Source organism: Actinacidiphila rubida, assembly GCF_900110255.1.
GTDB classification, from domain to species: Bacteria; Actinomycetota; Actinomycetes; order Streptomycetales; family Streptomycetaceae; genus Actinacidiphila; species Actinacidiphila rubida.
The window spans coordinates 1-24,252 of the sequence record NZ_FODD01000050.1 but is presented as its reverse complement, the minus strand read 5'-3'; the positions used below and the strand labels follow the sequence as shown (position 1 = coordinate 24,252).

The window sequence follows — 24,252 nt, the reverse complement described above, 5'->3', positions numbered from 1 at the left end:
AAGCTGCCGTGTCGATGCAGTCGGGTAGAGTCGAACACGGCGGTGGAGCTCGCAAAACAAATCGGTCCGTGCGCAGCGGCGCCGTCGGAAGTGAGGACCCTTGAGGTCATCTGCACCCCTGCGTGGCCGTGGCGAGGTGATCGCCCGGCTGCTCAGCGCGTTGCGTGCGGCCAAGCAGCACGGTACGAGCTCGGTACTGCTGATCTCCGGCGTCGCCGGAGTCGGCAAAACCTCCGTCGTGACGGAGTTGTGCAGGCAGGCCGCCGTCATGTCCCTGCAGGTTGCCCGCAGCAAGTGCGACGAGATCGACAGGATCCGACCGGGCACAGCGGTGCTGGCTCTGCTGCGCTCCGGCTCGGCTCCCCTCGTAAGCGCCGGGGAGCTCGCGCGAATCCTCCAAGACGCCGACGAACCACTACTGATCGCCGACCATTTCGAGGCGGCCGCGGCGAGCAGCGGACCGGTGTTGATCGCGATCGACGACGTGCACTGGGCTGACCCTGTGAGCCTGTTTCTCCTTCGGACTCTGGTGCCGCGGCTCGCCGGTTTCCCTGTCGTCTGGGTGCTCACCAGCCGCGAGGAGACCTTGGACGACTTCTCAGGCGGCCACCAAGCGGTCAGAGTGCTTTCACAGAGACTCGAGCCGCTCAGCCTCGAGGCCGTAGCCGCAATTGCGCACGATCGCCTCGGGTACGAGCCGGACGAGGATTCCCGCCGGTACCTCGCTGCCACCGGCGGCAACGCACTCCTCGCGACAGGCGTCATCGACGGCATGGCGCGCGCGGCGTCCGCGGGCGGTGGAGCCGGCGCCACTATGGCTATGGAGTTCGATGCGGCGGTCGCCGAGCGGCTGGCCGGCTTGGACAGCGGCGCGCGAGATCTGGTGGAACTGCTCGCAACAGCTGGACGACCGATGGCGCTACGGGATGTCCTCGCCCTGGTCCAGCCGGTCGACGGTGCTGTGCAAGCAGCGATGGCTTCGCAACTGGTCATTTCGACCGAGGACGGGCTGGCGATGCGGCACGACCTTTTCGGTTCGGCGGTCCGTGCCGCGATGCCGCGCAAGCTCCTGCGCGACGTCCACAGCCGCTTGGCCATCCACTATCTGGACGAGGTCGGCGATCCGGTGATGGCCGCGTCCCATGCACGCGCGGCGGTGCAGCCAGGCGACCTGGCGGGCGCGCGGATCCTGCTGTGCGCTGCCGAGCAGCTGTCCGGCCTGAGCAAAGGCGACGCCGCCGACCTGGCGATGCTGGCGTTCCAGACGCTGAGTCCACAACACCCGGAGTGGCTGGAGCTGAGCCGTCGCTGCCTGTCGGTGCTGGTCCGCGCCGAGCGTGCACGCGAGGCGATCGCCGCCGCCGACGTGATTCTGGCCTTCTCCGACGACATCACGGTGGTCGGCCGCGTGTACGCGGAAGCGGCCTATGCGCTGTGGCTCAGCGGCCGTGACACCGATCTTTCCAGGCGTGTCGAGCGGATCCTGGCGAGCAGCAGCCTCGACCGTGCGACCGCGTCCCGGCTGAGCGCGGCGCGCGCGCTCGCGCGCGCCCGGACGAGCGCGGGCGAACCTGCCTCGACACATGCGACGAGCGCTGTTGAACAGGCCCGCGCATCCGGTGACACCGCTGCCCTCGCGCTGGCCATGCAAGCGGCCGGAGAAGCTGCGCGCATCGAGGGCCGGCATATCGACGCGCTCGAATACTTCAGGAAACGACGGATGCTGACCGGCGCCGTCTGCTTGCCGGATGAAATCACCGCGCTCCAGTTCCTCGACCGCTACGACGATGCGCAGACGCTCCTGAACCTCGCTCGCCGCGTCGATGGCGGCCGGCTCGAATTGCTGCCCGCCGTCCAGAACGCGCAGATGTGGCACGACTTCCTCGCCGGCAGTGTCGAGGACGCCGAAACGAGCGCTGCCGCCGTGCTCGAGCTCGGCCAACAGCTCGGCACGAACGTACACGTCCTCGATGCGCGCATCGTCCGCACCGGAGTCGCGCTGCTGCGTGACGACATCGAAGGCGCGGCCGCGCAGCTGTCCGCCGCCGACGAGCTCGTGGATGCCGACCGTGCCGTCCGCAACCAGTGGCTCGTAGTCATGCGAGGCTGGTTCACCACCAGGCGCGGCGATCTCGACGCATCCATGAAGACGTTGCGCTCGGTGATGCGGGGCGCCGACGCAGCCTGTCACTATTGGCCGCTCTGGCCATGCTGGCTGGGCCAGTTCGCAGCCGCCTCCGCCCAAGCCGCAGACCGCGAGTTCGCCGCCGAGATCGCAGAGGCGGCGCAACACCTGGCCCGGAAGAACCCCGGCGTAGCCAGCCTCGAGGGAATCTCACTACAACTGCGCGGCATGCGAGACAACGACCTCGACCTGCTGGCTCAGGCCGTCACCGTTCTGCAGGCCAGCCCGCGACCGTTCCTGCGTGGCGACGGAGCCATCGCGTACGGCCGAGCCCTGCTGGAAACGGGCCACAAGGCCGACGGGCTCGCGCAGCTCGATCGGGCCTGGGACGTATTCGACCGCATGGGCGCCCTGGCAAGCCGCGCCCAGGCACAGCAGCTGATGCGCGACGCTGGCGCTCACCGAACCAAATGGGCGGGGCCGCTCGTCAAACAGAACCTCGGCTGGGAGGCTTTGACCTCCGCAGAACAACGAGTCGCCCTTCTGATCAGCGCCGGCCTCACCAACAGATCCGTGGCGACCCAGCTAGGCGTCTCCGTAAACACGGTAGGAACACAGACACGCGCGATCTTCTCCAAGCTCGGTGTCCATTCCCGCGTGCAGTTGGCCAACGCTCTCAACGGGACGGGCGTCTCCGTCGCGCCTAGCGGCCCCGAGGAGTGAACCGCTCGGGCGAGCACCGCGGACTCGCGGCGCGGCCGCCCGCGCACCTGCGCCTCCCCCGCCGAATGCGGCGCACCGCCGGGCCGGCTGCTGGCCCGCGCCGCCGGCTCACTCCTCCCCTGCCCCCCTTGCCGCTGTCCGGGCCGCCCGCAGGGCCGGCAGCAGGCAGGCCGCGGCCGCCAGTGCCACCGTGGCCGCGACCAGCGCGAGCAGTACCGCAGGCGAGGGCGTGCGGGCGATCCCGGAGCCGATGCCGGAGGCGGCGCCCTCCAGTTCGACCAGGAACCGCGAGACCAGCACCCCGAGCAGCGTGCCGACCCCGGCGGCGGCGAGGGCGAGCAGCGCGTTGCCCGTCACCATCGTGGCCACGGTCTGCTGCGGGGTGAGCCCGACGGCCCGGTAGGCCCGCAGGTCGTGGGTGTCGCGGATCACTGTGGCGATCGAGGTGGACATCTCGGCGAGGACGACCAGTGCGAGGATCACGACCAGCCCGATCAGCACCCGCCGCATCGGCGTGAACTCGTTAGCCGCCGGATCGGTGACGCGGTGGATCTCCACGGTGCCGCCGGTTGCCGACGCGAGGGCGCTCTGCTCGGCCGACGGGCTGGTGCCGGGGGCGAGTTGGAGCTCGTAGGAGGCCGGGCGCAGGGTGGGGTCCTGGTCCTGGAGGGTGTCGAATCCGGTGGAGACGACCCGACCGGCGTTCTGCGTCTCGATGCAGCGCCCGACCAGGTGCAGGATGTGCGGGGTGCTGCCGACGGTGAGCCTGATCCACTGCCCGACCGAGACGTTGAGCGCGGTGAACAGGCCCTGCCCGGCGACCGCTTCGTCGGGCGCGGTGGGCGCCCGGCCGTCGACGATCGCGTACGGGTAGGGGTGTGCCGCGGTGCCGACACCGCGCAGGGTGACGGTCTCGGTCTGGCCGGGGGCGAGCGCGGCGAGTTCGACCTCGGAGCGGGCGGCGGCGACGCCGGGCGCGTGCGCCACCTGCTCGGCGACGCGGGCGGGATCGGTGCCGGCGCGGGCGGTGAGCTGGCCGGCCAGACCGTAGCGGACGGGCTGGTGCTGGAAGGCGTCCATGGTGGCCCAGGTGCCCAGGGCCGCGCTGATCATCAAGACGGGCACCATGAGCCGGGCGGCTGCCGCGGCCGAGCGGCCCGGGCGGTTGGCGACGGCCCGCCAGCCGAGGACCAGCGAGGGCGGAACCCGCAGCCGGAGGGCGGTGCGGGTGGCCCCCGACAGCCGCCGGCGGCCGGGAACGGCGGTGCGGGCGACGGGGATCGCGGGCAGGCGGGCGGCCCGCCAGCCGGCGAGCGCGGTGCCGGTGCCGATGACGGCGAGGGTGGCGAGCGCGGTGAGCGGCAGCGCCCAGCTCTGCGAGGGCAGGGTCTGCCACACCGCCAGCGCCTGGCCGAGCGGCCCGGGCACGCGGGTGCCCAGCGCCTCGGTGGCGGCGAGGGCGGCGAGCACGCCCGCCCCGGCGAGCAGCAGGTGCTGGATGAGGAACATCCCCGCGACCTGGAGGGGTGTCAGGCCGATCGCCTTCAGGACGGAGACGTCGCGGGCGTGGGCGCGCACCCGTACGCCGATGCCGCCGGTCGCGGCGACGGCGGCAGCGAGCAGGGCGCCCAGCCCGAAGATGCCGGTGAGCAGGCCGAGCAGGTGGTTGTCGCCCTCGGCGTCGGCGCGGGCGTCGCGCCAGGTGGACACCGAGACCACCTTGTCGGGGCCGACCGCGGCGACGGCCTGCTGCACCAGGTAGCGGGTGTCGCCGGGGTCGGAGGTGACCAGGCCGACGGTCAGGGTGCTCTGGTGGGTGCGGGCGGCGAGGTCGCCGACGAAGCTGGCCGGGGCCCAGCCGATGCCCGGGGAGCCGCCGGGCGAGTAGTGCGCCTCGGCGGTGTCGGCGACCCCGGCCACGCGCAGTTGCAGCGTGCGGTCGCCGTCGCGCGCGGTGAGCACGTCGCCGGGCGAGGCCCACAGCGCGGTCGCCACGGACTGCTCCAGCACGATCTCGACGGGCGCCTGCGGCCCGAAGGGGGCGGCCCCGGAACCGGAGTCCTGGGACCCGGCAGGCACAGCGCCAGACGCGGGCCCGTCGGAACCCGAAGTCCCGGCGTGCGCACGGGAGTTCGCCGGCCCCTGGGGCGTACCGCCCGTGCCGGGCCTCCCGGCGCTCGCGTACGCCGAACTCCCGGTGCCCGACGGCGTATCCCCCGGGCCGCCCGCAGGCGGACCGGCGACCGGCACCTCGTAGGAGACCGCTCCCGCCGTGCTCAGCCAGTCGCCCGAGACGATCTCGGGGCGGCCCACCGACGCCGGCCTGCTCTCGGCCGCCCGCAGCCCGACCGCCGCCTTGTCCGCGCCGTGCTGCACGGTCACGGTGACCGTGCGGAAGGGGCCGGCGATCCCCGTCACGGTGTCGAGGTGCCGCAGCGCGGCAGTGTCGGCGCCCGGGTCCACCCGCATCCACACGTGCGCCCCGTGCGTGGCGGTGAACAGCCGCTGCCAGGGGTGCGCGGCGGCGACCAGCAGGGCGACGGACATCAGCAGGGCGACGGTGACGCCCGCGCTGGCCAGCACGATGGTCAGCGCCTGGCCCCGGTGCGTGCGCAAGTCGGCCTGGGCCCAGCGCAGTACGGCGCGCACGGCGATCAGCCGGTGAGGCGGACGACGGCGCCGGCGGCCCCTTGCAGGGTGGGCGGTTCGGCGAAGCGGACATCGTCGGTGACGCGGCCGTCGAAGAGGCTGACCACGCGGTCGGCGGCGCTGGCGACTCCGGCGTCGTGGGTGACCAGCACGATGGTCTGGCCCTGGGCGTGGTAGCGGGTAAGTAGCCCAAGCACCTGGCGGGTGCCGCTGCTGTCCAGGCTGCCGGTGGGCTCGTCGGCGAGCAGCAGGCTGGGCCGGTTGACCAGGGCGCGGGCGAGTGCGACGCGCTGCTGCTCGCCGCCGGACAGGTCCTGCGGGGTGCTGTCCTCCTTGCCGGCAAGGCCCAGCTCGTCCAGCAACTCCTCGCGACGGGCGCGGACCTGGCGGGCGGAGCGGCCGGCGAGCAGGCCGGGCAGCTCCACGTTGTCGGCGACGGTGAGGGTGGAGACGAGGTTGAAGAACTGGAAGACGATGCCGATCTGGCGGCGGCGCAGCACCGCCCAGCGGGCCTCGCCCAGCTGGTCCACCCGGCGGCCGTCGAGTTCGATGCGGCCGCTGTCGGGGCGCTGCAGGCCGCCGAGCAGGTGCAGCAGGGTGGACTTGCCGGCGCCCGAGGGGCCGGTGACGGCGACGAACTCGCCGGGTTCCACCCGCAGGTCGACGCCGCGCACGGCGCGCACGACGGAGCCGTCGACCCGGTGGGTCTTCACCAGGTCGGCGACGAGGAGTATGGACTCGGCTTCCTGCCCGTCCTGGCCGGACGCGCCATTGCGTCTCACTCGAGTTCCTCCTGACATTTCTCCAGCCAGTCCAGATCCGCCTGGAGGTGCAGTACGGCCCCCTCGACCAGGAGCCGCGGGAAGGGGTTGCCGGGCTGGTCGACGTCGGCCAGGCGGGACATGGCCCGCATCAGGTTGAGGTAGTGCCTGCGCTGCTTGTTGATCAGGCCGACCGGGTCGGCCATGCCTGTGTCGTTGGCGAGGGCGAGCTTCATGAAGAACTCGTCGCGCACCCGCGGTTCGTCGGAGGTGTCCTCCAGCCACGCGGCGACCGCCTCGTGGCCGGCGGGGGTGAGCTCGTAGGTGCGCTTGTTGGGGCGGCCCGCCTGCTCGACGTCCCGGCCGCGGATGAGCCCGGATTTCTCCAACCGGGTCAGGGTGACGTATACCTGGCCGATGTTCAGCTGCGGGTAGGCGGCGCCGAGCCGGCCCTCCAGGGCCTGCTTCAGCTCGTAGCCGTGCGCCGGTCCCTTGGCGAGGAGCGCCAGCAGCGCGAAGCGCACGTCGGATCGGCCTCCTCCCGGCCCTGTCCGGCGCCGGGGCCGGTCGGGCCCCGCCCTCCGGGCGGACGGCGCTCGGTCTGCGCCAGACCCTAGCATCGCATGCTCCCTGACCGATATACATGACGTGTTGCCGGCGTGCGGGCCAGTCAGCACGAAAGGCAAGGGAGGCACATCATGCGGCGGCGGAGCGGGATGGCCGTACGGCTGCTGCTCGCCGCCCTGCTGATGCTGCTCAGCGCCTGCTCCCAGGGCGCGAGCGGTGCCGGCGACCAAGACCGCGGCCCCATCACGCTGGCCACCGGGCGGGACCTGACCGGCTACCTGCAGCACGTGCTGGACGGCTGGAACGCCGGCCACCCGCGCGAGAAGGTGACGCTGGTCCAACTGCCCGAGGCGGCTGACGAGACGTACGCGCAGATGGCCAGCAGCCTGCGCTCGGGCAGTTCGCGCTTCGACGTGCTCAACATCGACGTGGCCTGGACCTCGGAGTTCGCCGCCGCGGGCTGGATCGCGCCGCTGGACCGCGGCAGCCTGCCGCTGGGCCACCTGCTGCCCTCGGTGCTGGACACCGCGACCTTCCGCGGCCGGCTGTACGCGATGCCCTACGTCACCAACGCCGGGCTGCTGTACTACCGCAAGGACGTCCTGGCCGCGGCCGGGGTGGCGCCGCCGCGCACCTGGGCCGAGTTGGAGCAGGACGCGAAGACGATCGCGCCGAAGTACGGACTGCAGGGCTACGCGGGCCAGTTGCTGCCTTACGAGGGCCTGACGGTCAATGTCACCGAGGCGATCCAGTCGGTCGGCGGCACCGTACTCGGCGACGAGGGCCGCACCGTGACCGTGGACTCCCCGGCGGCCCGGCAGGCGCTGTCGTTCTTGGTCGACGGGGTGCGGCAGGGCTGGATCCCGCAGGCGGCGCTGGGCTTCAAGGAGGAGGAGTCCCGCCGGGACTTCCAAGACGGCCACCTGCTCTTCCTGCGCAACTGGCCCTACGTGTACGACTCGGCGTCGGCGAAGGGCTCGCCGGTGGCGGGGAAGTTCGGGGTGGTGCCGCTGCCCGGCCCGGACGGGCCCGGCTCCAGCGTGCTGGGCGGCTCCGACCTGGCGGTCAATGCGCACTCCCGGCACCCGCGCACGGCTGCCGACCTGCTGAGGTATCTGACCAGCGAGGGCGTGCAGCGCCAGGTGCTCACCGCAGGCTCGCTGCCGCCGGTGTGGGCCTCGCTCTACACCGACCCGGCACTGGTGCGCCGCTACCCCTACCTGCCGGTGCTGGAGCAGAGCGTCAAGCACGCGCAGCCGCGGCCCAAGAGCGCGCACTACGACCAAGTGAGCCTGGCGGTGGCCGCGGTGGCCGGGGACGCGCTGCGCGGCCGGGTGACGGTGGACCAGGCGCTCGCCCGGCTGAAGCGGGAGCTGGCGGCGATCGTCCGCACCGGCTGACCGCACCCCGCCGGGCCCGCGGGGCCCCGCGACGGCGGGGCGGGCCGAGCGCTGCGCCACGCCCACCACCTCCAGTCGGGATTCCCTCTTTCTTACGCGTTATGCAGCTGCCTGCGCCCCGCACAGGGTCAGAGTGTGCCCTTTTCTACCAAGCATGCAGGACGAAGCGGCAATTCGGCCGTCACTTGGGCGCAACACCGTTGACACGACTCGCTCCGTTGTAGCTAACGTGTATGTATAACGAGCAGTCAGCCGGGCAACTGGAGGCCAGGCTGCCCCGCCCTGCCCGTACCTCCCGCTTCTCTGCCCCTCCTGCCCTGCCTGTCTCTCGTGTCCCTGTCTGTTCTGCTCTACTGATCCCGCATTGGACGGTGTTGGGTGTACGCAACCCCCGTCGCCCAGGAGCCCGGCTCCTGCGCCGCGCCGACTCCCGCCGGACCGGACGCCACCGGCCAGGCCGCACACCACCCCTGGTGGCGCAACGCCGTGGTCTACCAGGTCTATATCCGCAGCTTCCTGGACAGCACCGGCGACGGCATCGGCGACCTCGCCGGGGTCCGCGCCGGTCTGCCGTACCTGCGCCGGCTCGGCGTGGACGGCATCTGGCTGAGCCCCTTCTACCCCTCCCCGCAGCGCGACCACGGCTACGACGTGGCCGACTACCGCATGGTGGACCCGGTCTACGGGGACATGGCCGAGTTCGACCGGCTGGTGGCCGACGCCCACCGGCACGGGCTGCGGGTGGTCATCGACATCGTCCCCAACCACTGCTCCACCGACCACCAGTGGTTCCGCGCGGCGCTGGCCGGCGGCCCGGGCAGCCCGTACCGCGGGCTGTTCCACTTCCGCGACGGCCGCGGCGAGCACGGGGAGCTGCCGCCCAACAACTGGCGGGCGATGTTCGGCGGGCCGGCCTGGAGCCGGGTCACCGAACCCGACGACACCCCGGGCCAGTGGTACCTGCACCTGTTCACCCCTGACCAGCCGGACCTGAACTGGCGTGACCCGCGGGTGGCGGTGGAGTTCGACGGCATCCTGCGGTTCTGGCTGGACCGGGACGTGGACGGCTTCCGGATCGACGTGGCCGCCGGGCTCTTCCGCCACCCCGACCTGCCGGACTCCCCCGACCCCGAGGCCGACGAGCGGGCCCGCGACTCGGTGAACCCGCTGGCCTGGAACCGCCCCGAGGTACACGGGGTGTGGCGGCGCTGGCGGGCGATCTGCGAGGAGTACACCGCCCGCGACGGCCGCGAACGCCTGCTGGTCGGCGAGGTGTCGGTGCCCACCGCCGCCGAGCAGGCCCGCTATGTGCGGCCCGACGAGCTCCACCAGGCGTTCTTCTTCCACCTGCTCAGCGCCCCCTGGAGCGCGGATGCCTTCCGTGAGGCGATCGGCGATGCGCTGCGCGACATCGCCGGCACCGGCTCGACCGTCACCTGGGTGCTCAACAACCACGACCAGGTGCGCACGGTGACCCGCTACGGCGATCAGACGCCGGTGGTGGGCACTGCGCGGGCCCGGGCCGCCGCCCTGCTGATGCTGGCGCTGCCCGGCGCGGCCTACATCTACCAGGGCGAGGAGCTCGGGCTGCCCGAAGTGCTGGACCTGCCCGACGACGTGCTCACCGACCCGATCTTCCGCCGCACCGGCAGCCGCCGGTACGTGCGCGACGGCTGCCGGGTGCCGCTGCCGTGGTCAGGGCACGCCTCGCCGTTCGGCTTCACCGCCTCCGGCGGCGCGGCCCGGCCGTGGCTGCCGCAGCCTGAGTGGTTCGCCGGGTACACCACCGACCGGGCCCAGCTGGACACCAGCTCCTCCTGGCACCTCTACCGCGACGCGCTCGCGCTGCGCACCCGGCTGCCGCAGATGTCCCGCGAGTCCCTGCGCTGGCTGGACAGCGAGCCGGACGTGCTGGCCTTCGTCCGCGGCGAGAGCCTCGTCTGCGCGGTGAACTTCGGCACCGAGCCGGTGCCCGCGCCGACCTCGGGCGCGCCGCTGCTGGCCAGCGGGCCCTGTACGGAAGGGCAGTTGCCGGCCAACACCGCCGCCTGGTGGGTGCTGCCGAGCGACGCCGACTGACCGCTCCCCGCGCAGCCCACCCCGAGAAGAACGGACCGCGTCTGCCGGTCCCCCAAGACGCGCGGGCCGCCGTCCTGTCGCGGCGCCTTCCCCCCCCGTCAGGTGCCGCACTTCCTCCGGCGGCCCGCGCCCCAAGCCCCGGCCCCACCTGAGTACCACCCCGGGTCGCGGCCCGAACGCCCGCCGCCGGCGGGCCCTCACCAAGGACAACGGAGTTCACCATGAGAGTGCGACACACCCTTCCCGCCGCCGTAGCCGTGGCTGGCCTGGCGATGACCGCGACCGCCTGCGGCGGCGGTTCCTCCGACAGCGGCTCGTCGGCCGCCAAGGGCGGGCAGAGCCTGAAGGGCCACACCGTGACGGTGGCCGGTGTGTGGACCGGCGAGGAGCAGGCCAGTTTCAAGAAGGTGCTGCAGGGCTTCACCGACGCGACCGGGGCCAAGACCGACTTCGTCTCCACCGGCGACAACGTCTCCACCGTCATCGGCACCAAGATCGCCGGCGGCGACGCGCCCGACGTGGTGATGGTGCCGCAGGTCGGCGTGGTGCAGCAGTTCGCCAGCAGCGGCTGGCTGCAGCCGCTGTCCTCCGCGGTGGACGCGGAGGTCACCCAGAACTACGCGCCGGTGTGGAAGAACTACGGCACCGTCAAGGGCCAGTTGTACGCGCTCTACTTCAAGGCGTCCGACAAGTCGACCGTCTGGTACAGCCCCACCGCGTTCGCCAACGCCGGCGTCACACCGCCCACGACGTACGCGCAGATGATGACCGACGCCAAGACGATCTCCGACTCAGGCCTCGCGGCCTTCTCCGTCGGCGGGCAGGACGGCTGGCCGCTGACCGACTGGTTCGAGAACATCTATCTCTCCCAGGCCGGGCCGGGCAACTACGACAAACTGGCGCAGCACCAGATCAAGTGGACCGACCCGACCGTGGTCAAGGCGCTGACCACGCTGGGCGACTTCTTCAAGCAGGACGACCTGATCGCCGGCGGCCGCAAGGGCGCGCTGGCCACGGACTTCCCGACCTCGGTGGAGCAAGTCTTCGGCGACTCGCCCAAGGCCGGCATGACCTACGAGGGCGACTTCGTCAGCGGCAACGTGCAGTCGCTGCACAAGAAGGTCGGCACCGACGCGAAGTTCTTCCCATTCCCTGCGGTCGACGGCGGACAGCCCCCGGTGGTCGGCGGCGGCGACGCGGCCGTGGTGCTCAACAAGGGCAAGGACAAGGCCGCGGGGATGGCGCTGGTGAAGTACCTGGCGAGCCCGCAGGCGGCGGCGATCTGGGCCAAGGCCGGCGGCTTCATCTCGCCCAACAAGGCGGTGCCTCTGACCGACTACACCGACCCGACGCTGCGCGAGACCGCCAAGTCGATCGTGGACGCGGGCAACGGGGTGCGGTTCGACATGTCGGACCAGGCGCCCGCGGCATTCGGCGGCACGGCAGGCACCGGCGAGTGGAAGATCCTGCAGGACTTCCTGCGCGACCCGTCGAACCCGGCCAAGACCGCGCAGACGCTGGAGTCCGCGGCGGCCAAGGCGTACCAGGGCTGAGGCGGATCCCGTGGCCACTGTTCAGACCGCACTGCCGCCCGCACGCGCAGGCGGCCCCCTGGAGACCCGCGCCCGCCGCCGGTCCCGCCGGGCGAAGATCACCGCCGCGGTGTTCGCCCTTCCGGCCCTGGTGCTGCTCGGCGCCCTCGTCGGCTACCCCATCGTCTACTCGGTGATCCGCAGCCTCTTCGACGCCAAGGGCGACCACTTCGTCGGCCTCGACAACTACCGGACGCTCTTCAGCGACCACGCGACGCTGATCGCCCTGCGCAACACCATGGTGTGGGTGCTGGTCGTCCCGGCGCTGCTGACCGGCATCGGACTGTTGCTGGCGGTGCTCACGGACCGGGTGCGCTGGAAGACCGCATTCAAGCTGGTCATCTTCATGCCGATGGCGGTGTCCTTCCTGGCCGCCGGCATCACCTTCCGACTGGTGTACGACCAGGACCCCGACCGCGGGGTACTCAACGCGGTCGCCGTCTCAGTGCACGACGCCTTCCACGACTCCGCGAGCTACCCCGGGGCCCGGGCCCGCCAGGGCGCGGGCGCCGCCCTCGAAGGTGACGGGCACGGCGGGTACACCACCTCGGCGGCCGCCTCGCCCGGCAGCACTGTAAGCCTGGGCATGGTCGGCATCCTGCCGGCCAAGCTGCCCAAGGACTCGGTGCAGGCCGCGCCCGCGGCCGCGCGGCCCGGCAGCGTGACCGGAACCGTCTTCCTGGACTTCCGGCCCGGCGGCGGAGGACGACCCGGGCAGGTGGACAGCGGCGAGCGCGGACTGCCGAGCGTGCACGTCCAGTTGCAGAAGGACGGGCACACCGTCGCGAAGGCCACCAGCGGTCCCGACGGCACCTTCCGCTTCGCGAAAGTGCCCGACGGCTCCTACAAGGTAATCCTGCCGAAGTCGAACTTCGCCACCGCCTACAGCGGCATCTCCTGGCTCGGCCCGGGCCTGGTGACACCGGCGATCATGGCCGCTTACTTGTGGGTGTGGACCGGCTTCGCGCTGGTGCTGATCGGCGCGGGCCTGGCCGCACTGCCGCGGGAGGTGCTGGAGGCGGCCCGGATGGACGGCGCCACCGAGTGGCAGACCTTTCGCCGGATCACGGTGCCGCTGCTGGCGCCGGTGCTGAGCGTGGTGTTCGTGACGCTCGTCATCAACGTGATGAAGGTCTTCGACCTCGTCTACATCATCGCGCCGGGCCCGGTACAGCAGAACGCCAATGTGCTGGCGCTGCAGATGTGGCTGGTCTCCTTCGGCGGCGGCAACAACCAGGGGCTGGGTAGCGCGATCGGCGTGGTCCTGCTGCTGCTGGTGGTGCCGGCGATGGTCCTCAACATCCGACGCTTCCGCAGGAGCGGCTCATGACTCTCGCGAGCAGCGCGGGCCCGGCACCCGCCACACCACCCACCCACGCCCCCGCCCGTCCCGGCCCGGCAGCCTCCCACCCACCGGCCGGCTCCCGGCTGGCCCGCAGGGCCGGCGGCATCCTGCGCAGCGGCGCCGTGCAGGCCGTGCTGGTGGTGGTCGGCCTGGTCTGGCTGACCCCCACCGTGGGTCTGCTGGTCTCCTCGCTGCGGCCGGGCGCCCAGGAGGACTCCTCCGGATGGTGGACGGCCTTCACCCACCCCTCCACGCTCACCTTCTCCAACTACTCGCACCTGCTGGACAACGGCGACATCACGCACGCGTTCTGGAACACGGTTCTGATCTCGGTGCCGGCCACCGCCGCCGTGGTGGTGATCGCGGCGCTGGCCGGATACGCCTTCGCCTGGCTGGAGTTCCCCGGCCGCGACGCGGTGTTCCTGATCGTCGTCGGGATGCTGGTGGTGCCGGTGCAGATCGGCCTGCTGCCGGTGGCGCGGTTCTTCGGCGCGATCGGCATCTTCGGCTCGATCTACGGCGTGATCCTCTTCCACGTCGCCTACGGACTGCCGTTCGCGATCTTCCTGCTCCGCAACTACTTCGCGGAGATCCCCCGGGAAATGCTGGAGGCCGCCCGGATGGACGGCGGCAGCGAGTGGACGATCTTCACCCGGCTGATCCTGCCCGTCGGCCGCCCAGCGCTGGCCAGCCTGACCATCTTCCAGTTCCTGTGGGTGTGGAACGACCTGCTGGTCTCGCTGATCTTCGCCGACAGCCACTCGCAGCCGCTGACGGTCGCGCTGCAGTCCCAGATGCGGCAGTTCGGCGCGAACATCGACGTGCTCGCGCCGGGTGCCTTCCTGTCCCTGATTGTGCCGCTGATCGTCTTCTTCGCCTTCCAGCGGCACTTCGTGGAGGGGGTGATGGCCGGCTCGGTGAAGTGAATCGAAGAACGTGTGCCTCCCTTGAGGCCCGGCCCGTACCGCAAGCTGCACCTGCGGTACGGGCCGGGTCCATTTCGGGTCCGGGGGCGGCCCGCCCGCAGCGGTCACTCGGCGGGCGCGGGCTCCTGCATGGGCGCGGGTGCCTGGACCGGGTTCGGGACGGGTGCCACGGCCGGGGTCTCCTTGCGGACGGCGCCACTGCCGGAGGGCCGGTTGACCTCCTGGCCGGCCCGTGGGGTGTGCGCGAGCTTCCCGGCGTACCAGTCGGACGGCTTGCCGGTGACGAGGTCGGAGGCGACCGGCGGGGCGCCGCCCAGCGCCAGGCGGGTCTCGCGGGCGGCCGTGGCGGCCGAGCGCAGCGGCCCCATCCGCAGCGGCGCCGGGGTGAAGGCGTACGCCATGGTGGGCGGCATCGCCGGCGGGGCGGGCCGCACGGTGTGGATCTCCCCGTCCGGGGCGATCCACTGGGGCTCGTCCGGGTTGCCGTGGGGCACGTAGCGGACGTAGGCGTCCAGGTGGTGGGCGATGTCGCGGGCCAGGGCGCGGGGGTCCACGGCGGCGAAGGTCGCCCGGGGCGGCAGAGGGGCTCCGTCGCGCAGGGGGTTATCGGGCCGCTGGACGTGGTACTTCTGCACGGTGGCCACGATGTCGCGGGTGGCCCTGCGCCAGGCGGCGGCCCGGGCCGGGTCGGAGGCGGCGGCGGGCAGCGCGTGCAGCTGCGTGGTGAAGGAGCTGATCTCCTCGGGGGGCGGCGCGGACGCGTCGGCGGTGCGGATGGCGGCGTGGTCGTCGGAGAGGGTGTTGACCGCCCACGACAGGATCGCGCGGTGCCCTTCGAGCGCGAGGTGATCGCCGTCCACGGTGAGCGCGAGGCCGCGCGGCGCGTCCGGGGCCGACGCGCCGGCGTCCTCGCGCACCAGGCGGCTGACAGCCAGGTCGGCCCGGCCAGCGTCGGCGCCGGGTGCGTTCGCGGCGCCCAGCAGCAGCGGGGCGAGGTCGATCGGGCGGGCGGTCGCCGCACTGTGCCAGTGCGCGTACTGCCCGGCGGTGCTGCGGCGGATCTCGGTGAGCTGGGCGCGGACCTGGGCGACCTCGTCGCGCGACATCTCCACGTACATCTCGCCGTTGACCGGCTCGCTGGTGAACTCCCCGTCCGGCCTGGGCTTGGCGAAGATGTGCCGGTGTAAGCCTTGGGCGTGCAGGCGCAGTTGGACCCGGATGCGGACCAGCTGGGTGTCGCCCTGCTGCTTGACGTGCTGCTCGCGTCGGTAGTTGTTGGTGCCGGCGGCGGCGTGGTTCAGAGAGGTGAGGTGGTTGGCGCTGCTGGAGCCCGAGCCGGAGTCGGCGGGGTGCCGTGCGAAGGGGCTGCCGGCGTTGCCGTTCGCGGACAGGGTGGGCCGCCAGTGGTCGGTGCTCGCCGAGACGTTGGTGCCGCTCTGGTGCTTGTTGTAGCGGCCGGTGCCGGTGCCGTCGATGTCGGAGAGCACTTGGAGGTCGTAGGCGCTGCTCTGCAGGTGCAGCCGCAGGCCGTAGGAGGAGCGGCCGGGGACGAAGAGGTGCTCGGCGAGCAGCGCCCGGTCCTGCGGGCCCATCCGGCCGAGCACGTTGGCCAGGTGGGTGCGCGAGAGCAGCACCGGCAGGGAGGGGCTGCCGCGGTAGCGCTCGGCGTCGGCGGCGTTGCCGAACGCCTGCTGCAGCATGCGGCGGGCGGCGGGAAGGGCGTCGTCCACGACCACGCCGGCGACGTAGGCGTCGCCGGGCAGCTTGGGCAGCCGTCGCAGGTCGCGGTCGAAGCTCGGGGCGGGGTGGTGGGAGGAGCCGGCGGTGGCCGGCGGCAGGTCGGCGAGGGCGGCCAGCGGGTCCGGCTGGGGGTGGTGGGTGGCGTCGACGAGGGCGCCGGGGATCTGCAGCCGGGTGATGCCGCGGGCCCCGGCGATGCCGGGCTCGCCCAAGCCGCGTGCGGCCCGGAAGGCGCCGATGGCCAGTTCGTTGAGCGGGCGGTGGGCCATGTCGACGCGGACCGCGGTGACGGTGAAGTAGTGCGGGACGTGCAGTTCGGCGAGCCCGTTCCAGCTGTAGACGGTCTGCTCCTGGACGCCGGCCTCGCTGTGGGTGGTGCCGCGGTGGACGCCGCTGGCGGCGGCGAGGGCGGTCCCGCCGCCGCCGTCGGGGCGCGCGGCGCCAATCTTGCCGGCGGTGGCGGACTGGGTGTCGTCGCGCGAGGCGCCCACCGACGTGTTGGTGTAGTGGTGACTGTAGTTCTCCAGGCCGGCGTCGGCGCGCCGGCCGACGACGGTGGCGCCGGGCAGCAGCCGGGCCCGGATCGTCACCTTGACGACGTCGGCGAGGAACCAGCCGACCTGGTTGGTGAGGTAGAACTCGGCGCCGTTTGCGGACAGCAGGTCCTCGTAGGCGGCGTCGTCGCGGCCCCGGCCGAAGAGGCCGACGACGGTGTCCAGCGAGCCCTGCAGGCGGCCGATGTGCCGGCCTCCCGCGGTCCACAGGTGGGGGCTGTGGGTGAGCAGGCCGGGCGCGGCGTCGTCCACGGCCTGGTGGAAGAGGTCGGCCGTGGACAGGCCGTCCTTGTGGTCGATGCTCAGCACGTTGCTGTGGCCGAGCAGGCTGCCGCCGACGTCTTGGCGGGTCAGGTACTCCGGCAGCCGCAGGGACGCCAGCGGGTTGGCCCGCGCGTCCAGCGGCAGGTGCGGGAAGGCGGCGGTGAAGTCGGCGCGGGCCTTGGCGTCCCAGACGACGTCGGCCCCGTCGTGGTGGCGCTGGTGGAGCGCGGCGGCGTGCGGGGCGGTCGCGGCACGGCCGGCGGGGGTCTGCTGCCAGCGGGCGAGCACGCCGGCCGCGGTGTTGGGGTGCAGCTTCAGGTCGCCGGCGGTCCAGCGGTCCATGGCATCGGTGAGCTGCTCGTGAGAGACCGGCAGGTCGCCGTCGGCGTAGTGGCCGAGCGCCTCGGGCTCGGGCACCAGGTACATCACCTCGCGGCCGCGCACCTGGCGGCTGTCGGGCCGGTAGGAGGCTGGGGCGAGCTTGCCGTGGGCCTCGCGCATGGTGTTGATGTCGAAGGCGGCGTGCGAGCGGTAGAGGTAGACGTGCGAGAAACTGAGCGCGATCAGCTCCTTGGCGCCGGCGACGCCGTGGCTCTGCGAGGAGTTGAACTGGAAGTGCCGGCTTGCGTCGGCGCCGCCCGAGGTGTTCACGGTGCCGGCCGCGTTGGGCCCGCCAGCGGTGATGTCGGCCTGGATCCAGGTCACCCCGCGCGAGGTCGAGGTGCTGATGGTGGACTGCGCCAGCCACAGCTTGATGATGCCGTGCACGAACGCCTTGTTGGTGGCGCCGATGAAGTCCGAGCGGTCGAGGGAGGCCTTCACGTCCACCGCGACGTGGGTGTCGCGGAACAGGCCGTTGTCGAAGATCAGGTCGGTGGTCAGCGCGCCGAAGGCGGCCTCCTTCAGGTGTGCGCGCAAGGATGCCGTCATGGAGTCGGCGAAACGGGCGGCCGGGCCGGACGGCCCGTCGAGGTCGGCACCCATCGAGTCCGACAGCACCCGGCGGAAGCCGCTGGTGTCCAGGTGGTAGATGACCGCCTGGTCCAGCACGCGGGCGGGCGTGTGGTCCTTGGGGCCGACCGCGTAGCCCTCCCTGCCGTCGCCGAGCGGGAGCACCCGCGCGATCGCCGGCTGGTCGGTCACGTACACCGGTACGGGGTCCCTACGCCCGGGGTTGACGCTTCCGGCCCAGCCGCTGTGCCGGAAGGTGATCGTGGCGGTGTAGGTGCTGGTGATGCGCACCCGCAGGAAGTCGCCTTCGCCGTACTCCAGCAGTTCGGGGCGGTTGTTGAGGTAGAAGACCGAGTCGGAGGCGGAGCGGCCGAAGTTGACGCCGAAGCCCTCGGCGCCGCCCAGCAGCTGCCGCAAGGAGCCCTTGACCCGCAGCGCCGCGGAGACGCTGTGCCCGCCGGCGGCGGTCGCCGAGGCGCTGTCCATGCCCATGGCGAGGTTGACCAGGTGGTGGTCGGAGGCGGAGTCCAGGAACTCCACGGGCTTGGTGCGGGTGGCGGTGATGGTGATGCGGGCGGTGTCCACGTCGAACTCCACCCCGGCGAAGCCGCGCCGGCGGTGCAGCTCCAGGACCATCCCGTCGGCCTGGTGCATCCGGTCGTGGTGCGACGGCAGGCCGTCGACCAGGAACTTGCGCAGGATGTCCTCGTTGTCGACCCGGCTGTCCAGACCGGAGCCGAGCTGCCACCAGGAGCGGCCGCCGACCGGGTTGTCCTGGCGCGGCAGCAGGAAGCCGTGCTGGTCGAGCACCCCGGAGATGGCGTTGTACAGCCGGTCGGCGGTCTCCTCGTGCACCTCCACCAGGCCCATGCCGATACCGGTGTAGCGGGCGGGGTCGGTCAGGTGGGCGGGCAGCGGGCGAGCCTGGCGCTGCTCGGCCGAGGGCGCGTCCTTGATCGCGTCCGCGTCGTAGGCCACGGTGTCACCGACGACGGCGGAGTCGTCGTGCAGCGCGTCGCGGTCCACGGGGAAGCCGTGCTGGAACGCCAGGTGGCGCGGCACGCGGATCAGCGCGTCTCCCGGCACCGGGTCGGTGAAGTGCACCTGGTCCGCGCCATCGCTGCGCAGGGTCACCTCGGCGTAGTGCCGGAAGCTGCCCACGTAGGCGGAGGTCGGGCCGCTGAAGCGGGGCACCATCACCCACAGGCCGGTGCGCATCGAGCCCACCGCCTCCGAGCTGCTCCAGGTGGTCGACAGGTTGAGGTTCACCCCGAGCCCGGCGTCGGGGTGGCTGACGGGGCTGGGCAGCATGTCGAGTTCGGCGGTGAGCGGTGTCAGGGTGGAGCTCTGCGCGAGGGTGTGGCCGCCGCCGATGCCGTCGATGGAGGTGCGGACGTTCTCCAGGTGCGCGGTGCTGCTGCTGACGCCGACCACCTGCTCCTCGCCGGGCAGCAGCCGCTGGCTGTGCACGCGGATCGTCGCCACGGTGCGCCCGTAGCGGTCATGCAGCCGGAAAGTGTAGCCCTGCGGGGAGTTGACCGCCTCGTCCAGGAAGGTCTGCAGGTTCCACAGCCGATGCACCAGCTCGCTGCGGGTGCGCGGGTCGGCCGACAGCGGCAGCCCGCCCTCGGCCATCACCCGGCCGATGCCGTCGAAGAGCGCAGGCAGCCCGGTCAGGCCCGAGGCGAAGTACGTGCCGGGGATACGGTCGGTCCGCACGTCCGGGCCAGTCGCCACGATCTGCTCTCCGGGCCGGTCCAGGTACGGCCGGGCCACCCACAGCAGCAGCGACTCGCTGTCGGGCTCGTGCACCCGGCGAGCGGCTGGCCACGCGGCGCCCCGGTCCACCGGGCGCAGCCGCAGCTGCCAGTTCGCTCGGTAGGAGAGCAGCTGCGGGCCGCGCCCGTCGCGATTGTCCTCCACGTGGCCGCGCTCGGAGTCCGCGAGGTGGGTGCGCGAGCGGCTGGAGGCGTTCGCGGTGCCGGAAACGCCCACGCCGAGGTTGAGCAGGTGGGCCACGCCGGGCAGGCCGATGCCGTAGCCCGTGGAGACGCCGACGCGGGTGCCCGAGGTGCCGCCGGACTCGGTCTGGGTGTGGCCGCCGGTGGCGAAGGAGGAGTTGACGGTGGCGGTCGCGTGGTAGGGCTTGCGGGTGTCCGCCTTCGCCTTTCTCACCAGGGTGCCGTCGCCCCTGGTGGCCGGCCCGCCGTCCTCGCCCTCGTCCTCCTCGGCGATGGTCGGCAGCCGACGGCCGTTCACTGGGCCTGAGCCCTCGTACGGCCGGGGGTCGCTGGGGTCGAGGCCGATCAACGCCTCGACCGGGCCGAGCGACACCAGCAGGCCCTCCGGGCGGTCCCCGCGGCCCACGACCATGAAGGGGTAGTTCGACAGCAGCCGCTGCGGCAGGCGGTTCCACATCCCCTCGGGCACGATGTAGCCCAGCTCCTGGGCCCAGTCCCGCAGCCGCTCCACCACAGCCGGGATGTGCGGCAGCCCGGCCCGGGGCACGCCGATGGGGCGCCGCCACTGCTCGGCCCACGCCGGGTTGTCCCGGCCCCGGCCGACCGGGCTCGGCTCGCGGCGCGGCCGTTCATCACGGCGCTCCAAGTCCCGCTCGCCGCGCGTGGGCTCCTTGCCCGCGCGCATCCTCGGGCGCTCGTGCGAGGGGGGCTCCTCGTGCACGGAGGGTGCCTTCTTGGGCGGTTCGGGGGCCTTCTCCTTGGTGGCGCCCTCGGGCTCCTTCGGGGTCGCCAGGGCCTTGCGGGTGACCGACGCCTCGGTGTCCTTCTCCTTGGGCGCCTTGCCGACTTCGGCCTCGGGCTCCTTCTCCTTGAGCCTCTGCTCCTCGGTCACCTGCTCTTCGGCCGCCGGAACCTTGGCTGCGCCCCGGGCGGTGTGGTGGACCGCGTCGCTCGCGGTGTCCCTCTCCGTATCCCGGCCGATGTCCTGAACTACATCCCGAACCGTGTCCCTGACCGGCTCCCGGACAGGCGGGGCCCCTTCGCCGGTGTCCTCCACCACGTCCACCACGTCCTCGACGGGCCGCCGCACAGGAGCGGGGCGGCCGGACGAGGGGGCGTGGCCTTGTACGGGTGCCGGCTCTGGCGGAAGTCCGGCAGTCAGACGGGAGCGGTCAGGGGGGCGAGGGGCGAGGAAGTCCTCTTCGGAGCCGAACAGGTCGGCCAAGCGGTCGCGGTCGGCACGCTGGTCCGCGGCGGCGCGGAAGAGGATGTCGTCGTCGCTGCGGAAGATCTCCGGGTAGCGCTCGCGGTGGGTGCGTGTGTCCGGAAGGGGCGGAGGCGAGGTCGTCAACTCCTCCCGTTCGAATGGAGTGTCGGAGCGGTCGTCGTACAACCGGTTGAGCAGATCGGTGAGTTCGGGGGGCGGGAGCAGGGGCGAGCCGTCGAGGTGGCGGACGGTGAGGTCTCCGAAGTATTCGTCGGTGGTTGGTGCCTCCAGGCCGTACTGGTCAGCGAGTTGGGCCCGCACGTGGGCGGTGGCGACCGCGGCCCGCTCGCCGTCCGTCAGCCCGTGCGCGTGCACGGCCATCGCCACCTCCCGTAGTACGGCGTCCCGGCCGACCGCGCTGCCGTCGAGGTCGGCCTCGTCCAGCCGGACCGTCCTGCCGCCGCGGTCGGCCGCCGTGACCGCGCGGCCGACCTCGACCCGCACGCCGTTGTCCCACATCCGGATCCCGATGTCGGGATCGCGCACCACCTCGGCGACCTGCCGTATGGCGGCCTCGTACAGGTCCTCGTCCATCCCGGTGGGCCGCGCGACGAGCATCCTCGCCACCCGTACGGCCTGAAGGTCCTGCACGGTGCCCTCGCCCTCGGAGCGTGGCTGCGGCTCAGGCGAGAGGTTCGGCCCGTGGGCGGCGGCCCGGTCCGGGACGGGCGCCGGACGCGTAGGGGGCGTCGGCAGTGTCGAGGGTTCCGTGTCGTGCCGGAGCCCATCGGCGCCGCGGAGTTCGGGCATGGAGGAGGAGTGCGCCAGCTGTGGGGACGGGAGTTCGGTCGGCACGTCGTTCCCTTGCACGGCGGGCGGCTCGGGGACGAGGGGGGATGTGGACGGCTCGTCGAGGTGGGCGGTCACGGTGGAAGGGCCGGCCTCGGACCCCTCTTCGTGCGAGAAGCTGTCGGGGCGGGGGGCGCCGCCGCTCAGGCCCAGCGGGTCGCCGTGGTGGGCGAGGGTGCCCGCGATCCACTCGCCGATGGCCCGCTCCGGCTGACGCGCAATGTGCAAGGGCAGATCGGCCAGGCGCTCGCGGACGGTCGCCTCGGTGGCGGAGCCTGGCCATTTCAGCGTGCGCAGCGCCCTGTTGACCTCGTGCCGCACCGACCGTACGACCTCGTCTGTCACCTCGCGCCCAACAAGGGGGGCGTGCCCAACCGTCTCGGGCGTCTCGGTCGTCGCAGTGGGGACGTGCGGTGCGCCGACCCCCACATCCTGGTGCAGGCGCGCGGTCAGACCGCCGCGCTCGGTCGTCCAGGTGGCGGTGGCGCGGTCGAGCGAACCGGGTCCGGCACCGCGGAAGAGGCGGTCGAACAAGGGGCCCACGTGGTCGGTGTGCTCCTCGACGGCACGCTCGACGCTGTCGGGAGTGCTGCCGGGCTGCCGGCGGGCCTGCGTGCGGGCCTCATGAGCCGCGTCGTCCAGAGCAGTCGCGCGCGCGACGGCCAACGCCGTCTGGTGACGCGCCGCGGCCGGGGCAGTGGCCTCCTCGGCGACATGGCGGGCGCCGGGCAGCGGGGTGCCGCCGGGGTCCTTCGGGCCGTGCGGTGCGGCGGCCCAGGTGTCGATACGGGCGTGGGCGTCGCGGGCGAGCGCGAGCGCGGCTGCCTGCTCGGTACGGCTGTCGGCCCCGTGGCGGTCCAGGCCGAACGCCTCGGTGAAACGGTTGCCCAGGTCGGGCAGCGCCTGGCGCCAGGACCCCTTCGCGGCTTCGTGCACGGTGTCCATGGCGTTGCGCGCTGCAGCCTCCTTGGCCAACTCCACCTCCACCCTGCCCGGCAGCGCGTCCAAGCGGGAAGCGACCCGGTCCTGCCACACCCGCTCGGGCGACGCGACGGCCTCCGCTGCGGGGCTTTTGACGTCACCGCCACGCCCCGCGTCGAGCCCACCGACACTACGGGGCAGGGGGGTTGGCGCGTCCGCCTCGGAACGGGACTGCTGCACCGACCGGCTGACATCCGAACCGCCCACGCCCTCCGTGGCCGCACGCTGCCCTGCCGGAGTATCGACGCTCGAGCGAACGCCCACTGCCGGGGGGTTCGCCTCGCGCCCGCCGGTCGCCGTGCGCTCGCTCGCCGCTGCCGTCGGAACGGGTGTGTCGGCCCCCGTCGTGCGCGCACCAGGCGCCGAACGGGCCTCCGTACCCGCGGTGTTGACTGTGCTGGCCGTGCTCGCCGTGTTCACGGTGTGCGGCTGCTCGGAAGGCGTGGCCGCCCTCCGCACCGACTCCGCAGACGACCGCCCCACCACAGGACCCACCCCACCGGAAGCACCAGTGACGCCGCCAGCAACGGTTCCCGTGTCCCCGCCCGACGCCCCCGGGCCCGACAACTCCAAGGGCACACGCCCGTTCGTCGTCGGATCACCGAACACCTCCCGATGGTCCGCGAACACCTGCGACACGAACTCCCGACGCAGGTGCTGCTCGCCCACCTGTGACAGCACCCCGTCGGCACCCAGCACATGCCCGCCCTGCACACCCCGCAGCACCGCTTGGTCGAACGCGCGGACCGCCGCCACCTTCCGCACATCGTCCGCCGCAGCACGGTCCAGCAGACGGTGCACCTGCAGCTCGCCCTGCGAGAAAGCACGCCCCGCCACCGCCGACGCCCGCACATCCCGCTCCACCGCCCGCCACGCAGACTCATGCACCCGCTGCGCCGCACCCGGCACCGTCAGCACATGCGCACGCGGATCGGACTCCGGCCCCGCGCCCTTCCCACCCGACGAGACTGGCGCTCCAGCCGACGCGGCCCACGCCGTGAAGACACTGTCGAACCGCTCCCCCGCCGACGACACCACCTGCTCGATGTCTGCCTGACGGTCCAGCTGCCGCCGCACCTCGACCGGATCGATGACAGCGTTGTCAGCCTCCCCCGTGCCGAAGGAGCGCTCGTTCGCGGCCACCGCGGCCATCGCCGACGCCCGCACCCCCGGCGGCAGATCCGTGCGCTCCTGCGCCCACGCCCGCTGCACCGCCGCACTCGGCGACTCCTCCGGATGCTCCCCGTGGGCGGGTGGCGGGTTCTGTTGTTGCCATTGGGTGCGGGCCCATGTGCCGTTGCCGGTTTGCGTGGGGTCGAGGGGGAGGGGGGTGGTGAAGATGCCGTCTGCGTTGTCGGGTCCGGGGGTGTTGAGGTCTGGGAGGTCGGGGAGTTTGAAGTCGGTGTCGGTGAGGTGGGGTTCGTCGTGGGGGCCGCCGCCTCGTCTTCCGCCGTAGAGGCCGCCGATGGCGCCGGAGGTCGCGGCGAGGCCGTTGGTGAGGGCGTCGCCGAGGTTGCCGTTGATGGCGTCCATGGTGAAGGTGGTGGCGATGCCGGTGGCGCCGCCGACGGCGAGTTG

At 72.6% G+C, this 24,252-nt stretch carries 10 protein-coding genes; 6 read left to right on the top strand and 4 right to left on the bottom strand.

Annotated elements, in window-relative coordinates; translation table 11 throughout:
* Positions 1-100 precede the first annotated feature (100 nt).
* Positions 101-2,848, top strand: a complete 2,748-nt coding sequence (locus BMW99_RS33800; protein WP_075018138.1) for an AAA family ATPase — start codon at positions 101-103, stop codon at positions 2,846-2,848.
* A gap of 108 nt (positions 2,849-2,956) precedes the next feature.
* On the opposite strand, the gene BMW99_RS33795 is transcribed toward BMW99_RS33800, so the two are convergent.
* Genes BMW99_RS33795 through BMW99_RS33785 form a run of 3 tightly spaced genes read right to left on the bottom strand, consistent with a single transcriptional unit; the run spans position 2,957 to position 6,782 of the window.
* Complete coding sequence (locus BMW99_RS33795) at positions 2,957-5,497, bottom strand: FtsX-like permease family protein (protein ID WP_069465814.1); 2,541 nt, start codon at positions 5,495-5,497, stop codon at positions 2,957-2,959.
* 5 nt (positions 5,498-5,502) lie between these two features.
* Complete coding sequence (locus BMW99_RS33790; protein WP_079138791.1) at positions 5,503-6,297, bottom strand: ABC transporter ATP-binding protein; 795 nt, start codon at positions 6,295-6,297, stop codon at positions 5,503-5,505.
* Positions 6,276-6,782, bottom strand: coding sequence for a PadR family transcriptional regulator (locus BMW99_RS33785; RefSeq protein ID WP_069465813.1), 507 nt, complete (start codon positions 6,780-6,782; stop codon positions 6,276-6,278). The genes BMW99_RS33790 and BMW99_RS33785 overlap by 22 nt, the downstream gene beginning before the upstream one ends.
* Positions 6,783-7,007: 225 nt before the next feature.
* On the opposite strand from BMW99_RS33785, the gene BMW99_RS33780 reads away from it, so the two are divergent.
* The 5 genes from BMW99_RS33780 (at position 7,008) to BMW99_RS33760 (ending at position 14,167) form a co-directional block, all read left to right on the top strand.
* The gene (locus BMW99_RS33780) at positions 7,008-8,225 is read left to right on the top strand and encodes an ABC transporter substrate-binding protein (protein ID WP_107451674.1); all 1,218 of its coding nucleotides are present in this window, start codon (positions 7,008-7,010) and stop codon (positions 8,223-8,225) included.
* Between the two features lie 486 nt (positions 8,226-8,711).
* Entirely contained in the window at positions 8,712-10,304 is a 1,593-nt protein-coding gene (locus tag BMW99_RS33775) for a glycoside hydrolase family 13 protein (RefSeq protein WP_069465824.1), read from the top strand.
* Between the two features lie 221 nt (positions 10,305-10,525).
* The gene (locus tag BMW99_RS33770; RefSeq protein WP_069465977.1) at positions 10,526-11,857 is read left to right on the top strand and encodes an ABC transporter substrate-binding protein; all 1,332 of its coding nucleotides are present in this window, start codon (positions 10,526-10,528) and stop codon (positions 11,855-11,857) included.
* Between the two features lie 10 nt (positions 11,858-11,867).
* The gene (locus tag BMW99_RS33765) at positions 11,868-13,226 is read left to right on the top strand and encodes an ABC transporter permease subunit (RefSeq protein ID WP_069465976.1); all 1,359 of its coding nucleotides are present in this window, start codon (positions 11,868-11,870) and stop codon (positions 13,224-13,226) included.
* Complete coding sequence (locus BMW99_RS33760; RefSeq protein ID WP_079176277.1) at positions 13,223-14,167, top strand: carbohydrate ABC transporter permease; 945 nt, start codon at positions 13,223-13,225, stop codon at positions 14,165-14,167. The genes BMW99_RS33765 and BMW99_RS33760 overlap by 4 nt, the downstream gene beginning before the upstream one ends.
* 104 nt (positions 14,168-14,271) lie before the next feature.
* Here BMW99_RS33760 and BMW99_RS41600 read toward each other — a convergent pair whose 3' ends face one another.
* Positions 14,272-24,207, bottom strand: coding sequence for a hypothetical protein (locus tag BMW99_RS41600; RefSeq protein ID WP_218159326.1), 9,936 nt, complete (start codon positions 24,205-24,207; stop codon positions 14,272-14,274).
* Positions 24,208-24,252 lie beyond the last annotated feature (45 nt).

Coding starts and splice junctions, on each gene's coding strand:
- BMW99_RS33760 (WP_079176277.1), top strand. CDS start 13,223: ATGACTCTCGCGAGCAGCGCGGGCCCGGCACCCGCCACACCACCCACC.
- BMW99_RS33770 (WP_069465977.1), top strand. CDS start 10,526: ATGAGAGTGCGACACACCCTTCCCGCCGCCGTAGCCGTGGCTGGCCTG.
- BMW99_RS33780 (WP_107451674.1), top strand. CDS start 7,008: ATGCTGCTCAGCGCCTGCTCCCAGGGCGCGAGCGGTGCCGGCGACCAA.
- BMW99_RS33790 (WP_079138791.1), bottom strand. CDS start 6,297: ATGTCAGGAGGAACTCGAGTGAGACGCAATGGCGCGTCCGGCCAGGAC.
- BMW99_RS41600 (WP_218159326.1), bottom strand. CDS start 24,207: ATGGACGCCATCAACGGCAACCTCGGCGACGCCCTCACCAACGGCCTC.